13 protein-coding genes, 1 pseudogene and 1 riboswitch are annotated in these 13511 nt (G+C 73.3%); of the genes and pseudogenes, 10 read left to right on the top strand and 4 right to left on the bottom strand.

Annotated features, from left to right (window positions below):
* Positions 1-74 precede the first annotated feature (74 nt).
* Positions 75-839 (top strand): potassium channel family protein, encoded by a 765-nt coding sequence (locus tag ACYU8I_RS06040; protein ID WP_460838527.1) that lies wholly within the window; start codon positions 75-77, stop codon positions 837-839.
* Here the strand turns inward: ACYU8I_RS06040 and ACYU8I_RS06035 are convergent.
* Together ACYU8I_RS06035 and ACYU8I_RS06030 are read right to left on the bottom strand one after the other, a co-directional pair.
* Entirely contained in the window at positions 836-1726 is an 891-nt protein-coding gene (locus ACYU8I_RS06035) for an SGNH/GDSL hydrolase family protein (RefSeq protein ID WP_460838524.1), read from the bottom strand. The two genes, ACYU8I_RS06040 and ACYU8I_RS06035, sit on opposite strands and share 4 nt — an antisense overlap.
* 38 nt (positions 1727-1764) lie before the next feature.
* Entirely contained in the window at positions 1765-3060 is a 1296-nt protein-coding gene (locus ACYU8I_RS06030; protein ID WP_460838521.1) for an alpha/beta fold hydrolase, read from the bottom strand.
* A gap of 145 nt (positions 3061-3205) precedes the next feature.
* On the opposite strand from ACYU8I_RS06030, the gene ACYU8I_RS06025 reads away from it, so the two are divergent.
* On the top strand, positions 3206-4777 hold the full coding sequence (locus ACYU8I_RS06025; protein WP_460838520.1) for a glutamate synthase-related protein: 1572 nt from the start codon (positions 3206-3208) through the stop codon (positions 4775-4777).
* Positions 4778-4927: 150 nt separating this feature from the next.
* Here ACYU8I_RS06025 and ACYU8I_RS06020 read toward each other — a convergent pair whose 3' ends face one another.
* Together ACYU8I_RS06020 and ACYU8I_RS06015 are read right to left on the bottom strand one after the other, a co-directional pair.
* Entirely contained in the window at positions 4928-6328 is a 1401-nt protein-coding gene (locus tag ACYU8I_RS06020; RefSeq protein ID WP_460838519.1) for an alpha,alpha-trehalose-phosphate synthase (UDP-forming), read from the bottom strand.
* 51 nt (positions 6329-6379) lie between these two features.
* Complete coding sequence (locus ACYU8I_RS06015) at positions 6380-7381, bottom strand: Gfo/Idh/MocA family protein (protein WP_460838517.1); 1002 nt, start codon at positions 7379-7381, stop codon at positions 6380-6382.
* A 106-nt stretch (positions 7382-7487) separates the two neighbouring features.
* On the opposite strand from ACYU8I_RS06015, the gene ACYU8I_RS06010 reads away from it, so the two are divergent.
* The 8 genes and pseudogenes from ACYU8I_RS06010 (at position 7488) to ACYU8I_RS05975 (ending at position 13149) form a co-directional block, all read left to right on the top strand.
* Positions 7488-7787, top strand: a complete 300-nt coding sequence (locus ACYU8I_RS06010; protein ID WP_460838516.1) for a DUF3263 domain-containing protein — start codon at positions 7488-7490, stop codon at positions 7785-7787.
* On the top strand, positions 7787-8317 hold the full coding sequence (locus ACYU8I_RS06005; RefSeq protein ID WP_460838514.1) for a LytR C-terminal domain-containing protein: 531 nt from the start codon (positions 7787-7789) through the stop codon (positions 8315-8317). Before ACYU8I_RS06010 ends, ACYU8I_RS06005 begins: the two co-directional genes overlap by 1 nt.
* A 49-nt stretch (positions 8318-8366) precedes the next feature.
* Entirely contained in the window at positions 8367-9221 is an 855-nt protein-coding gene (gene otsB / locus ACYU8I_RS06000) for a trehalose-phosphatase (protein ID WP_460838512.1), read from the top strand.
* A gap of 205 nt (positions 9222-9426) precedes the next feature.
* A riboswitch (SAM riboswitch) is annotated at positions 9427-9564 on the top strand.
* A 100-nt stretch (positions 9565-9664) separates the two neighbouring features.
* Positions 9665-10900: a threonine synthase gene (gene thrC / locus ACYU8I_RS05995; RefSeq protein WP_460838842.1), complete on the top strand. Its 1236-nt coding sequence runs from the start codon at positions 9665-9667 to the stop codon at positions 10898-10900.
* A complete protein-coding gene (locus tag ACYU8I_RS05990; protein WP_460838510.1) occupies positions 10900-11175 on the top strand; it encodes a MoaD/ThiS family protein in 276 nt (91 codons plus the stop codon). Before thrC ends, ACYU8I_RS05990 begins: the two co-directional genes overlap by 1 nt.
* A gap of 165 nt (positions 11176-11340) precedes the next feature.
* Complete coding sequence (locus tag ACYU8I_RS05985) at positions 11341-11802, top strand: PPOX class F420-dependent oxidoreductase (protein ID WP_460838509.1); 462 nt, start codon at positions 11341-11343, stop codon at positions 11800-11802.
* A pseudogene (locus ACYU8I_RS05980) lies at positions 11799-12224 on the top strand (OsmC family protein); the annotation flags it as partial. The gene ACYU8I_RS05985 and the pseudogene ACYU8I_RS05980, both read left to right, overlap by 4 nt.
* A 70-nt stretch (positions 12225-12294) precedes the next feature.
* Entirely contained in the window at positions 12295-13149 is an 855-nt protein-coding gene (locus ACYU8I_RS05975; protein ID WP_460838507.1) for an ATP-grasp domain-containing protein, read from the top strand.
* Positions 13150-13511: the final 362 nt, after the last annotated feature.

Below are 13511 nucleotides of genomic sequence, written 5' to 3'. Positions count from 1 at the left end.
TGGCCGCGGACGGGCCCCGCGACATGGCCGCGATGTCGCGCTCGGCACCGGCGTCGGCTGCCAGACTCCGGCTCATGAGGCGACCGTCGCTGGAGGGCTGGGACCGCCGGGCGCAGTGGCCGCTGCTGGTGGTCTCGCTGGCCTTCCTCGTCGCCTACGCGTGGCCCATCCTCGATCCCGAGCTCCCGCGTCACGCGCGTCGCCTCTGTGCCTCGGTGGTGTTCTTGTCGTGGCTGGTGCTGGCCGGCGAGTTCGTGCTGCGGCTCGTGCTCGCCGACGACAGGGTCGACTTCCTCAAGCGCCACCCGCTCGACCTCGCCGCCGCCGTGCTGCCCTTCTTCCGGCCGCTGCGGCTGCTGCGGCTGCTGTCGCTGCTCTCGCAGCTCGACCGCGTCGGGCGCGGGTCGCTGCGCGGCCGGGTCGGCTTCTACGTCGGCGCCTCGGTGGTGCTGATCGTCGCCACCGGGTCGCTGGCGGTGCTCGACGCCGAGCGCGGCGGCCCCGGGCCGATCCAGACCTACGGCGACGCCCTGTGGTGGGCCGTCGAGACGGTGTCGACCGTGGGCTACGGCGACATGTACCCCGTGACGACGTCGGGCCGGGTCGTCGCCGGGCTGCTCATGCTCACCGGCATCGGCGTCCTCGGCGTCGTCACCGCCTCGTTCGCCTCCTGGCTGGTGCAGCGGGTCGAGCAGATCGAGGAGCAGGAGCAGGGCGCACCGGCCGGCAGCCGCGAGCTGGCCGAGCTCCACGAGGAGGTACGCCGCCTGCGCGAGGCGGTCGAGCGCGGTGCGCACCGTCCGACGGGCGGCAGCGACGACGCGGCACCGCGCCCCTAGGCGTCCGGCGGCGGGCGCCGCAGGGTGCTGACGACCAGCTCGGCCAGGGCACGCTGCCCGGCCGGCAGCGGGTGCATGGCGGCCGCCCGGCCGTCGTCGCCGGCCCGCCCCTCGACCCACGGCCGGGTGGCGCAGATGTCGTGGCCGAACGAGCGGGCGTAGAAGTCGACGTACTCCACGTCGGCGACGCGGGCCGCGAGCTCCATCTGGGCGACCAGCTCGGCGTTGAGGTCGCGGAAGGTCTGGCGGTCCTCGGGCCGGAACCGGGGCAGCGCGAGGCAGTCGCCGCGTGGCGGGAGCATCCGGGGGTAGCCGACCAGCAGCACGCGGGCCCGCGGTGCCCGCTCCTTGATGTCGACGAGCGCCCCGGTCAGCGTCGAGGCGACCCGGTTGACGATCGACTCGAGGTAGGGCCGCTCGTCGGCGAGGGGGCAGATGCCCGGCGCCTGCCGGCAGCGCGAGGCAATGCGCCCGTAGAGCCGGCCGTCGTTGAAGCCCAGCCCGATCGTCACCAGGTCGGTGTCGGGGGTCAGCGCCGCCAGCTGCGGCGGCACGACCAGGCCGAGACGGGTGCGCTGGCCGGCGTACAGGTCGGCCACCTGCGCACCCGTGCACGACCGGTCCTCGAAGACCGCGACGCGCAGCGTGCGCGCCACCTGGCTGGGGTAGTTGCCGTCGGAGCGCAGGCACCCCGCCGCGAGGTCGGTCACCGGCACGTACGGCGCAGCCGTGAAGGAGTCGCCGAACGCCACGTAGCGGGTGTACGTCGGCTCGCGCTGCGGCGTCGGCGCGAGCCCGGCGACCACGACCGCGATCGCGACGAGCAGCAGCGGCAGCACGATCCGCGCGACGGCGGCGCCGTCGCGGCGTACCGGGGCCCGCACCACCCGCGCGCCGGGTCCTCGCCGGTCCTCGTCGCCCGCGCCTACGCCCGGCGGGCGAGGTTGCGCGACGACGAGGACGAGAAGCGGCGGTCGGGGTTGGACCCGATGGCCCCCCGGTCAGGTGTCGGGTCGGGGGCCTGGTCAGGATTCTGGTCGGCCTGGGTGTCGGGGAGGGCGTCGGACGTGGTGCGGGTCGGCCTGCGCGGGGCGGTCTTCCGGACCGGCTTGCGGGCGGCCTTCTGGGCCTCGGGGGCGGCGCTCCCGGGCGGGGCGTCCTGCGACCACTGCTCGAGCCACTCGTCGAGCACCACCCAGGTGGAGCGACGCGCGGCGCGGCCGGTGAGCATGCCGAGGTGGCCTCCCGGCACGATCTCGAAGCGCACCTCCCGCGACCCCGTGAGCAGCCCGACCAGTGCCTGCACGGCGGCAACCGGAGCGATGCCGTCGGTGTTGCCGGCGAAGACCAGCACGGGCTGGCGGATGGCGCGCACGTCGACCTCGCGCTCGCCGACCTCGACGCTGCCCGAGAGCAGCTGGTTCTTCTTCAGCAGCCGGTGGTAGATCTGGCCGAAGGTGCGGCCGGGGTAGGCGATCATGTTGTCGGTGAAGCGGTCGACCGCCTCGATCTGCGCGAGCCACTCCGCGTCGTCGAGGTTCTGCAGGATCGCGAGCGGCTTGGTCACGACCTTCGTGCCGGACGACAGCTTGAAGGCCCGCTTGACCAACGGCGCGGGGGCGCCGCCGAGCGCGCGGTAGAGCTGGGTGACGACGCCGCCGTCGGTCAGCCGCAGGATGGGGCGCAGCGGCGCCACCATCGGCACCTTGGCGACGTCGAAGGGCGAGCCGAGCACCGTGAGCGACGCGATCGGCAGGTCCTGGCGGTCGGCGGCGACGAGGGTGGCGAAGATGCCGCCGAGGCTCCAGCCGACGAGGTGCACCGGCTTGCCGCCGGCGTGCTCGCTGACGGCCTTGACGGCCTCGGGGATGACTTCGTCGACCCAGTGCTCGACGCCGAGGCCACGGTTCTTGAAGCTGATCCGGCCGTACTCGACGAGGTACGTCGGGCGGCCCTGCTGCACCAGGTGCTCGACGAGCGAGCAGCCGCGGCGCAGGTCGAAGCAGATCGCCGGCGCGGCCAGCGGCGTCACCAGGAGCACGGGGTCGCCGGTCGTGCGCGCGGTCTTGTGCGGGCGGTAGTGGTAGACCTCGCGCAGCGGGCCGTCGTCGATCAGCGTGCGGGGCATCGGGCGCAGATCCGCCAGGCCGCCGTACAGCACCATGTGCGCGACGTTGCTGGCGGCCGAGGCGACCTGGTCCGGCTTCGGGATCAGATCCATGTGCGGAGGTTACCTACGAGTTCGCCCGCCCGTACCGGGTGTGACCGGAGCGACCCGGCCAGGGACGGGCGCGGGCGTGCCCGGGCTCCGGGGTGCTGTGCACGACGGCGTCGGCGGTGCACAGTGACCGCATGAGGCTGACCGCATGAAGAGGGCCCACCTGCTCGGCGCGGCCGGAGCGGCGCTCGGCGCCGTCGCGCTGCGCGACCTGACGCAGAAGCAGCACGCGCTGTTGCGCAACTTCCCGGTGCTCGCCCACGCGCGCTACTGGCTGGAGACCATCGGGCCGGAGCTGCGGCAGTACATCGTCACCTCCAACGACGAGGAACGCCCGTTCAGCCGCGACCAGCGGGCGTGGGTCTACGCCTCGTCGAAGCAGCAGAACAACTACTCCGGGTTCGGCACCGACAACGACGTCGAGCACACCCCGGGCTACGCGATCATCAAGCACCGCACCTTCGCCACGTCGCTGCCGCGCGACCACGCGAGCGGCGGACTGCCCGGGGCCAAGGTGCTCGGCGGGCCCCGGGGCCGCCGGGCGGCCTTCCGGCCCGCGTCGGTCGTCAACGTCTCGGGCATGAGCTTCGGCTCGCTGTCCGGGCCCGCGATCACCGCGCTCAACCGCGGCGCCGCCGAGGCGGGCTGCCTGCACAACACCGGCGAGGGCGGGCTCTCGTCGTACCATCTGCAGGGCGGCGACGTCGTGCTGCAGCTCGGCACCTCCTACTTCGGCTGCCGCGACGAGGAGGGCCGATTCGACCTCGCCCGGCTCAAGGACGTCGTGGCGAGCGGGCCGGTGCGCGCGCTCGAGGTCAAGCTGTCGCAGGGGGCCAAGCCCGGGCTGGGCGGGCTGCTGCCCGCCGGCAAGGTGAGCCGCGAGATCGCCGAGACGCGCGGCATCCCGATGGGCCAGGACTGCGCGAGCCCCGCCCGCCACACCGCCTTCGGCGACGTCGACAGCCTGCTCGACTTCGTCGAGCTGCTCGCCGACGAGACCGGGCTGCCCGTGGGCATCAAGTCGGCGGTCGGCGAGCTGGGGTTCTGGCACGAGCTGGTGGCCCTCATGGCCGACGGCTCGCGGGGCGTCGACTTCGTGACGGTCGACGGCGGCGAGGGCGGCACCGGCGCCTCGCCCCGGGTCTTCGCCGACGCCATCGCGCTGCCCTTCCGGCTCGGCTTCGCCCGGGCGTACGGCGTCTTCGCCGAGGCGGGGCTCACCGACCGGGTCACCTTCGTCGGCTCGGGCAAGCTCGGCCTGCCCGAGAACGCCACCGTCGCCTTCGCCCTCGGTGCCGACCTCGTCAACGTCGGGCGCGAGGCGATGCTGGCCATCGGCTGCATCCAGAGTCAGAAGTGCCACACCGACCACTGCCCGACCGGCGTGGCCACCCAGAACGCCTGGCTCACCCGCGGGCTCGACCCGACCGACAAGGGCGCGCGGGCCGCGCAGTACCTCCGCACGCTGCGCGCCGAGCTGGTCAAGGTCAGCGAGTCCGTCGGCGTCGCCCACCCGTCGCTGATCACCGTCGACGACGTCGACGTGCTGTGCGGCGACTACGAGGCCCGCTCGCTGCGCGAGGTCTACGACTACCGGTCGGGCTGGGGCACCCTCGGTCCCGACCTCACCGCCGGCGTGCTCGACCTGATGGGTGCTGCCTCCGCCACCGCCGCCCACGGCAGCGCCGAGTCACGCTCCGCGGAGGTCGAGCCGGGCTGAGCCGACGGAAGCGGGCTTTTCGAACGAAAAGCACCCGCGCCCCAGGTTTCCGCCCGACCCGCACCTCGACACGCCGGTGCGGGGGAGCGTCTCGGTCGAGGACCGGCCCGGCCCCCCGCTGCTCGAACGAAGAGCACCCGCCAGCGACCCTCAGCCCGGCGCGCCCAGGTCGTCGAGGAACGACCTCGCCCAGTGGGAGACGTCGTTGTCGGTCACCGTGCGGCGCATGGCGCGCATGCGGCGGGTCAGCTCCTTGGGCTCGGCGCTCCGGGCCTGGAGCATCGTCTGCTTCATGCCGTCGATGTCGTAGGGGTTGACCTGGAACGCCTGGCGCAGCTCCTTGGCGGCGCCGGCGAACTCCGAGAGCACCAGGGCGCCGTCGTCGTCGAGGCGGCAGGCGACGTACTCCTTGGCGACGAGGTTCATGCCGTCGCGGAACGGTGTGACGACCATGACGTCGGCCGCGCGGTAGAGCGCCGCCATCTCCTCGCGCGGGAACGACGAGTGCAGGTAGTGGATGACCGGGCGGCCGATGCGCCCGAGGTCGCCGTTGACGCGGCCGACGAGCCGGTCGATGTCGTCGCGGAGCCGGCGGTACTGGTCGACGCGCTCGCGCGACGGCGTCGCGACCTGCACGAAGACGGCCTCCTCGCCGAGCTCGCCCTCGGAGACCAGCTCGCTGAAGGCGCGCAGCCGGGCGTAGATGCCCTTGGTGTAGTCGAGCCGGTCGATGCCGAGGAACACGGTGGTGGGGTGGCCGAGGTCGCGGCGGATCTGCTCGGCGCGGGCGACGACCTCCTCCGAGGCGGCGAGCTCCTCGAAGCCCTCGACGTCGATGGAGATCGGGTACGCCTGCGCCCGCACGGTGCGCCCGTCGGGCAGGTGCACGGTGTCGCGCTGCGTCTTGTGCCCGACCCGCTGACGCACGAGCCGCACGAAGTTGGCGGCGGCGCCCGGCAGCTGGAAGCCGACCAGGTCGGCCCCGAGCAGCCCCTCGAGCACCTGCCGGCGCCACGGCAGCTGCGAGAACAGCTCGGCCGGCGGGAACGGGATGTGCAGGTAGAACCCGATGCGTACGTCGGGTCGCAGCTCGCGGAGCATCGCGGGCACCAGCTGCAGCTGGTAGTCCTGCACCCACACCACGGCACCCTCGGCGGCGACGTCGGCAGCCTTGGCGGCGAAGCGCTCGTTGACCCGGACGTAGGCGTCCCACCACTCGCGGTGGAACGACGGCTTGGCGACGAGGTCGTGGTAGAGCGGCCAGAGCGTGTCGTTGGAGAAGCCCTCGTAGAACTCCTCGACCTCCTGCTCGCTCAGCGCCACCGGCACCAGCTGCAGGCCCTGCTCCTCGAAGGGCTCGAGCTCGTCGTCGCCGGCGTCGCCGGGCCACCCGACCCAGGCGCCGTCGTTGGCCCGCATCACCGGCGCGAGCGCCGAGACCAGGCCGCCGGGGGAAGCCTTCCAGGTGGTCTCGCCGTCGGGCCCGACCACCCGGTCGACCGGCAGCCGGTTGGCCACGACGACGAGGTCAGCGCTGCTCCCGGGAGTCACGCCGCGACAGTACCCAGGTCGTGCCGACCCACAGGCGGTCCGGCGCCGGCCTCAGTCGTACGTCAGCCCGATCTGCCGACGCACGTCGTCGAGCTGGCCCATGATCGCGAGGGTCTGCTCGGGAGGCACGAGGGTGCTGGTGGTGCGGCCCTCCCGCAGGCAGCGGTGCACCTCGACGGCCTCGTGGGCGTAGCCGAGGCCCACGACGGGCTCGGCGGGCTCGAGCTCGACGCGGGCCTCGGGCTCGTCCTCGGGGACCCAGTGCACGTGGGCCGGGTGGTGGTGGTTGGGCCCGATGCGGAAGTGGCCGGTGTCGGTCGCCACGGTCGCGCCGCGCGGGGAGGCGGCGCTCAGCGTGCAGGTGAGCGCGGCGGTGGCGCCGCCGGCGTACCGCCCCGCGATCGCGACGTCGGTGTCGATGCCGCGGTCGTCGAGGGTCGCGGTGGCGACGAGCTGCTCGGGCGCGCCGAGCACGAGGTGCGCGAGCGTCAGCGGGTAGATGCCCATGTCGACCAGCGCGCCCCCGCCCAGTGCGGGGTCGAGCAGCCGGTCGCCGGGGTCGCGTCGTACGACGAAGCCGAGGTCGGCGTGCACCTGGCGCGCGACGCCGTACCGCCCGCTCGCCAACGCCTCGACCAGCGCGCGCACCCGCGGGTGGCAGGCGGTCCACATGGCCTCCATGACGAACAACCCCCGCTCCCGCGCCGCGTCGAAGAGCCGCTGCGACGAGGCGAGGTCGAGCGTGGTCGGCTTCTCCACCAGCACCGCCTTGCCCGCCTCGAGCGCGAGCATCGTGTGCTCCTCGTGGAAGACGTGCGGCGAGGCGACGTAGACGATGTCGACGTCGGGGTCGGCGACCAGGTCCTCGTACGACGCGTGCGCGCGGCCGCCGTGCTCGGCGGCGAAGGCCTCGGCGCGCTCGAGCGAGCGGGACCCGCTGGCGACGAGACGGGCGTCGGGGAGCAGGGCGAGGTCGGCGGCGAAGGAGTGCGCGATCCGGCCGGGGGCGAGGACGCCCCAGCCGACGGTCTCCAGAGCGGGTGCGTCGGGCATGCGGTGACGGTAGCCGCCACGCCGCCCGGAGGAATGACACGGCTGTGATTCCGTGGCCTATGCTCGGCAGTGGTCCTGCCCCGAGATCGACGAGGAGGCGCTCCGCATGTCGGCGAGCCACGCGCACAGCCCCGAGCCCGACGCACCCTCCGGCCTCGGTGAGCGCGATGCCGCGATGCTCGACTTCGAGCGCCAGTGGTGGAAGTACGCCGGCGCCAAGGAGCAGGCGGTGCGCGAGCACTTCTCGATGTCCTCGACGCGCTACTACCAGGTGCTCAACGCGCTGATCGACCGTCCCGAGGCCCTCGAGCACGACCCGCTGCTCGTGCGCCGGCTCCGTCGGCTGCGGGCCACCCGCCAGCGGCAGCGCTCCGCCCGCCGGCTCGGCTTCGACCTCTCGGAGTGATGGTGCGACCCTTCCCCGCCCTGTCCCGCCCGCGCGACGAGCGCGGCCTCGTGCTGTCGACGCGGCTGCTGGCGCTGTCGGTCTCGGCCGTGGCCATGGCCGCGCTGGTCTTCGTCGCCAACGACCCCGACGAGGTCGGTCGCGCCGACGAGGCCACCCCGGTGACCAGCGCGCCGTCGGCCTCCGACGAGCCGTCGGCCAGCCCGTCGGCCAGCCCGAGCGCCTCGGCGCCGGCGAAGCCCAAGCCGATCGACCGCGCCGACACCTACGTCGTGGTCTTCAACAACACCGGCATCACCGGTCTGGCCGGCGGAGCCGCGGGCAAGGCCGAGGCCGGCGGCTGGAACGTCGTCGGCTCCGACAACTGGTACGGCACCGTCGACGGCACCGCCGTCTACTACCCGCCCCGCCTCGAGCGCGCCGCCAAGGCGTTGTCCAAGGACCTCGGCATCCCCAACGTCAAGCCCGCGATCGAGCCGATGCAGTTCGACCGGCTCACCGTGATCCTCACCGACGACTACCGCGGCTGACCCGCCGCCGGGCGCGGGGCCCGGCGGCGTACCTGCGAGGATGCGCGCCATGGAGTTCACCTCCTCCGACGGCGAGCAGCAGTACGCCGCGTGCGTGCGCGCCGCCGACCACCTGCTGGTCGGCCTCGACTTCGACGGGGTCCTCGCGCCGATCGTCGAGGATCCCGAGCAGGCGCACATCCACCCCGACGGCCAGGAGGTGCTGGTCGACCTGGCCGAGCACGTCCGTGCCGTCGCCGTCGTCACGGGCCGCCCGGCCCGCCAGGCGCTCGACCTCGGCGGGCTCGAGTCGGTCGGCAACGCCATCGGCGACCACGGCCGCGAGCTCTTCGTGCTGGGGCAGTACGGCAACGAGCGCTGGACCTCGGTCGAGCGCCGCGTGATCTCGCCGGCACCCCCGCGGGGCCTGGCGACCTTCACCAGCGCGCTGCCGCGCGTGCTGCGTCGCGCCGACGCCGGCGAGGCGTGGATCGAGGAGAAGGGCCTCGCCGTCGCCGTCCACACCCGCCGCCTCGACGACCCGGAGGCGGCGCTGGAGCGGCTGCTGCCGCTGCTGCGCGAGGCCGCCGACGAGCACGGCCTCGACCTCGAGCCGGGTCACCTGGTGGTCGAGGTGCGGGCCCACGGCATGCACAAGGGGGCCGCCGTACGCCGCCTCGTCGAGCAGCTGGAGGCGCGGGCGGTGGTCTTCGTCGGTGACGACCTCGGTGACGTCGAGGCGTTCAAGGCGGTGCGCGCGCTGCGCGACGAGGGCACCACCGGGTTGACCGTGTGCTCGGCCTCGCCCGAGGGACGCACTCCGGAGCTGCTGCTCGAGCTCGCCGACGTCGTGGTCGACGGCCCCGACGGCGTGCTCGACCTGCTGCGCCGCCTCGCGGCCGACGCCGCCTCCGCCCGCGTCTGACCGCGCCGTACGTCGGCTCGGGCGGTCGGTCGGCTCGACTGTCGGGCCTCGTTCTGACTGGATCGGCCCTGATCAAGGCCGATCCAGTCAGAAGTCCCCGGTGAACCGGGGACTTCTCACGTGCGCGATCCCACGTGCCGAGACGACCGTCCACATCCCGGACCCCGATGTGCGGGGGCGAGGAGCGGGCTCCTAGGCTGACCGGAGCTCATCGAGAGGGGCAGAGGGACACGGCCCGCTGAAGCCCCGGCAACCGCCGCACGAGCCTCCGACACCGTCGGTGTCGTGCGGAAGTGGTGCTACATCCGTCCTGCGGCGAGAGCCGCCGCGGGGAAGATGAGAAGGAGGCCTCCTTGAGCACCGTCACCCAGCAGACCACTCCCGACACCGCCGCCGACGACGCGGCCGTCACGGGCGCGGAGGTCCAGCCCGACGCCGAGGGCCTGCGCGAGGGCGCCTTCGGCAACGCGACGTCGCTGGCCTGCCGCGAGTGTGGTCACCAGGTCGAGCTGGGCCCGTTCTACGCGTGTCCGGAGTGCTTCGGTCCCCTCGAGGTGCACTACGCCTTCCCGGCGGTCACCCGCGAGCAGATCGAGGCCGGCCCGCGCAACATCTGGCGCTACAAGGCGCTGCTCCCGGTGCCGGACGACATCGAGACCAGCCCCAACACCGAGCCGGGCTACACCCGGCTGCTGCGGGCCGACAACCTCGGCGAGCAGCTGGGGCTGACCCGGCTGTGGGTCAAGGACGACTCGACCAACCCGACCAACTCCTTCAAGGACCGTGTGGTCGCCTGCGCGCTCAGCGCCGCCCGCGAGCTCAAGGCCGAGGTCTTCGCCTGCCCCTCGACGGGCAACCTCGCCAACGCCGTCGCCGCGGCCGGTGCCCGCGCCGGGATGAAGACCGTGGTCTTCATCCCGAGCGACCTCGAGAAGCCCAAGCAGGTCAACTCGGCCGTCTACACCGACTCCCTGGTCGCGGTGAACGGCAACTACGACGACGTCAACAAGCTGGCCTCCGAGATCGCCGGCGAGGAGGAGGGCTGGGCGTTCGTCAACGTCAACGTGCGCCCCTTCTACGCCGAGGGCTCCAAGACGCTCGGCTACGAGATCGCCGAGCAGCTCGGCTGGCGGCTGCCCGACCAGGTGGTCATCCCGGTCGCGTCGGGCTCGCAGCTGACCAAGGTCGACAAGGCCTTCCAGGAGCTGGCCGCGCTCGGCCTGGTCGAGGACAAGCCCTACAAGATCTACGGCGCCCAGGCGACCGGCTGCTCGCCGGTCTCGGCGGCGTACAAGGACGGCCACGACGTGGTCCGCCCGGTCAAGCCCGACACCATCGCCAAGAGCCTGGCCATCGGCAACCCCGCCGACGGCCCCTACGTGCTCGACGTGTGCCGTCGCACCGGCGGCGCGGTCGAGGACGTCTCCGACGACGAGGTCCGCCAGGGCATCCTGCTGCTGGCCCGCACCGAGGGCGTCTTCACCGAGACCGCCGGCGGCACGACCACGGCCGTGCTCAAGAAGCTCGTCGAGACCGGCCAGCTCGACACCTCGCTCGAGACCGTCATCATCAACACCGGCATGGGCCTGAAGACCCTCGACGCCGTGGCCGACGAGGTCGGGCCCGCCGCCACCATCGACGCGTCGTACGCCGCCTTCACCCGCACGGGCATCGTCTGATGGCCGTCTCGGTGCGGATCCCGACGATCCTGCGCAGCTACACCGGGGGCGAGTCCGAGGTGGGTGCCGAGGGCGCCACCCTGGCCGAGGTGATCGACGACCTCGAGCGCCACCACGCCGGCATCCGGGCGCGGGTGCTCGACGACCAGGGCGGGCTGCGTCGCTTCGTCAACGTGTACGTCGGCAACGAGGACGTCCGCTTCCTCGACGGCCTGGCGAGCCCCACCCCGGACGGCGCGCAGGTCAGCATCATCCCCGCGGTCGCCGGCGGCTGACCGCGCCCGACGGGGCGTGGGCCCGCAGCCACGGGTCGACCAGGGCCGTGGACGGCGTCGCCGCACTCGCGGCGCACGGGTGCACGGGTGCACCGGCGGCCGACCCACCGCTCGAGCCTGGCGGGCGCCGGATTGCCCGTCGTGGCGCCCGGGCACCCTGGTGGCATGCCGCGCAACATCGCCACCGCCGACCACGTCGACCGCGACCAGCTCCTCGAGTTCGTCCGTCCGCTGCACAAGGTCACCCTCGTGACCTTCCGCAAGGACGGCCGTCCGCAGCTCTCGCCGGTGAGCGGCGGCATCGACGAGGAGGGTCGCGTGGTGATCTCGACCTACCCCAAGCGCGCCAAGACCGCCAACCTCAAGCGCGACCCCCGCGCCTCGGTGCTCTTCCACGGCGACGACTGGGACGACGCCTACGTCCAGGTCGACGGCACCGCCGAGGTCATCGACATGCCCGAGGCGGTCGAGCCGCTGGTCGACTACTACCGCTCGATCGCGGGGGAGCACCCCGACTGGGACGAGTACCGCGAGGCGATGGCCACGCAGGGCAAGTCGCTGATCCGCGTCACCATCGAGCGCTGGGGCCCCATCGCCACCGGCGGGTTCCCGCCCGAGCACGCGTGACCGACCACCACTACCGGCTCGCCGCCACCTGGACCGGCAACCGCGGCGCCGGCACCACCGGCTACCGCGACTACGACCGCTCGGTGACGCTCCGGACGTCGGGCAAGCCCGAGCTGCTGGGGTCCGCCGACAAGCCCTTCCGCGGCGACCCGGCGCGGTGGAACCCCGAGGAGCTGCTCCTCGCCGCGCTGTCGCAGTGCCACCTGCTGTCGTACCTGCACGTCGCGGTGACCCACGGCGTCGTCGTGACGGCGTACGACGACGAGGCCCGCGCCACGATGGAGCAGGTCGGCATCGGCGGCCGGTTCACCGAGGTGGTGCTGCACCCCGTCGTGACCGTCGCCGACCCGGCCCACGCCGACCGCGCCTCCGCGATCCACGCCGAGGCCTCGGCGGCCTGCTTCATCGCGAGCTCGGTCGCCTTCCCGGTCCGTCATGAGCCGACGACGCGGGTGGTCGCGCGAGGCTGGGGGCTCGGTAGCGTCGGCGCACGTGACCGACGTGATCCTGGCGACCAGCTCCTCCGTGCCCGACGGCGAGCAGGAGGGCCACCGTCTGGTGACGGCCCTGGACGCCCGCGGCGTGACGGCCCGCTGGGCCGTGTGGGACGACGCCGGTGTGGCCTGGGACGCCGCGCTGGTCGCCGTGCGCTCGACCTGGGACTACGAGGCCCGCCGGCAGGAGTTCCTCTCCTGGGCCCGATCGCTCCCGCGGGTGCTCAACTCGGCCGCGACCTTCGCGTGGAACACCGACAAGGCCTATCTGTGTGACCTGCTCGAGGCCGGCGTCCCGGTGGTGCCGAGCCTGCTGGCGGACGACCCCCCGTCCCTGCGAGAGGCCGTGGGGTCCGTCGGTGGCCCGGCCGTGGTCAAGCCCCGCGTCGCGGCGGGCGGCCGCGGGGTCGTGCTCGTGGGGGCGGTCGATCGCCTCGAGGGGGTCGACCTCGGAACCGGTCCGTGGGTGGTGCAGCCGCTGGTGCCGTCGATCCGCACCGAGGGCGAGCGCGCCGTCTTCGTCCTCGGCGGTGAAGTGGCGGCCCAGGCGCGCAAGACCCCGGGGGGCTCCGAGCGGGAAGAGATCCGGGTCCACCCGCAGTACGGCGGCCGCACCGTCGCCGAGCCGGTCGAGCCGGAGTCGGCCGACCTCGCCCGGGTGGCGATCGCCGTCGCCGAGCAGGTGCTGGGCGACGTGCTCGACTACGCACGAGTCGACCTGATGCGGCTCGACGACGGCCGCCTCGTCGTCAGCGAGCTCGAGCTGACCGAGCCGGGGCTCTACCTGCCGGTGCTCCCGACCAACGCCGAGACCTTCGCCGACGTCGTCGTCGCACACCTCGCGCGCCGCTGACCTGCGGCTCCGTGCGGGCTCGCGGACGGGGGCACCCCCCGATTTGCACGGTCTCCGACGGGGGGTCTAATGTTCCCTCTGTCGCCAGGGAGTGCGGCGGGACGCAAGGCCGAGAGGCCGGGCGGACGGCCCCCCGGGTGATGCGCAGGACCAGCCTCACGAAGCCAGCTCAGTGCCTTTCGGGCCAGAGCTCCTGGCGAGACGCAAGGCGGGTCCGAGCGGCACTGGCAGGGTCCAGATCCCAGTTTGACCGGGGCTGGAGCGGCCGGTAAGTTTTGTCAGGTTGTCCCTGGCGGGGTCGTGAGGCTCGTCTGCTGGGTGTGCGCTTGATCCTTGAGAACTCAACAGTGTGCCAAAAGTCG

The organism is Nocardioides marmoraquaticus, from assembly GCF_054777915.1.
Note: the sequence above shows the minus strand (reverse complement) of the source record. Positions and strands in the feature narration are given on the sequence as shown.

What these genes read in the sequence shown, in the direction of transcription:
- ACYU8I_RS06040 (WP_460838527.1), top strand. Translation starts at nt 75, where the DNA reads ATGAGGCGACCGTCGCTGGAGGGCTGGGACCGCCGGGCGCAGTGGCCG.
- ACYU8I_RS06030 (WP_460838521.1), bottom strand. Translation starts at nt 3,060, where the DNA reads ATGGATCTGATCCCGAAGCCGGACCAGGTCGCCTCGGCCGCCAGCAAC.
- ACYU8I_RS06025 (WP_460838520.1), top strand. Translation starts at nt 3,206, where the DNA reads ATGAAGAGGGCCCACCTGCTCGGCGCGGCCGGAGCGGCGCTCGGCGCC.
- ACYU8I_RS06015 (WP_460838517.1), bottom strand. Translation starts at nt 7,381, where the DNA reads ATGCCCGACGCACCCGCTCTGGAGACCGTCGGCTGGGGCGTCCTCGCC.
- ACYU8I_RS06010 (WP_460838516.1), top strand. Translation starts at nt 7,488, where the DNA reads ATGTCGGCGAGCCACGCGCACAGCCCCGAGCCCGACGCACCCTCCGGC.
- ACYU8I_RS06005 (WP_460838514.1), top strand. Translation starts at nt 7,787, where the DNA reads ATGGTGCGACCCTTCCCCGCCCTGTCCCGCCCGCGCGACGAGCGCGGC.
- otsB (WP_460838512.1), top strand. Translation starts at nt 8,367, where the DNA reads ATGGAGTTCACCTCCTCCGACGGCGAGCAGCAGTACGCCGCGTGCGTG.
- ACYU8I_RS05990 (WP_460838510.1), top strand. Translation starts at nt 10,900, where the DNA reads ATGGCCGTCTCGGTGCGGATCCCGACGATCCTGCGCAGCTACACCGGG.
- ACYU8I_RS05985 (WP_460838509.1), top strand. Translation starts at nt 11,341, where the DNA reads ATGCCGCGCAACATCGCCACCGCCGACCACGTCGACCGCGACCAGCTC.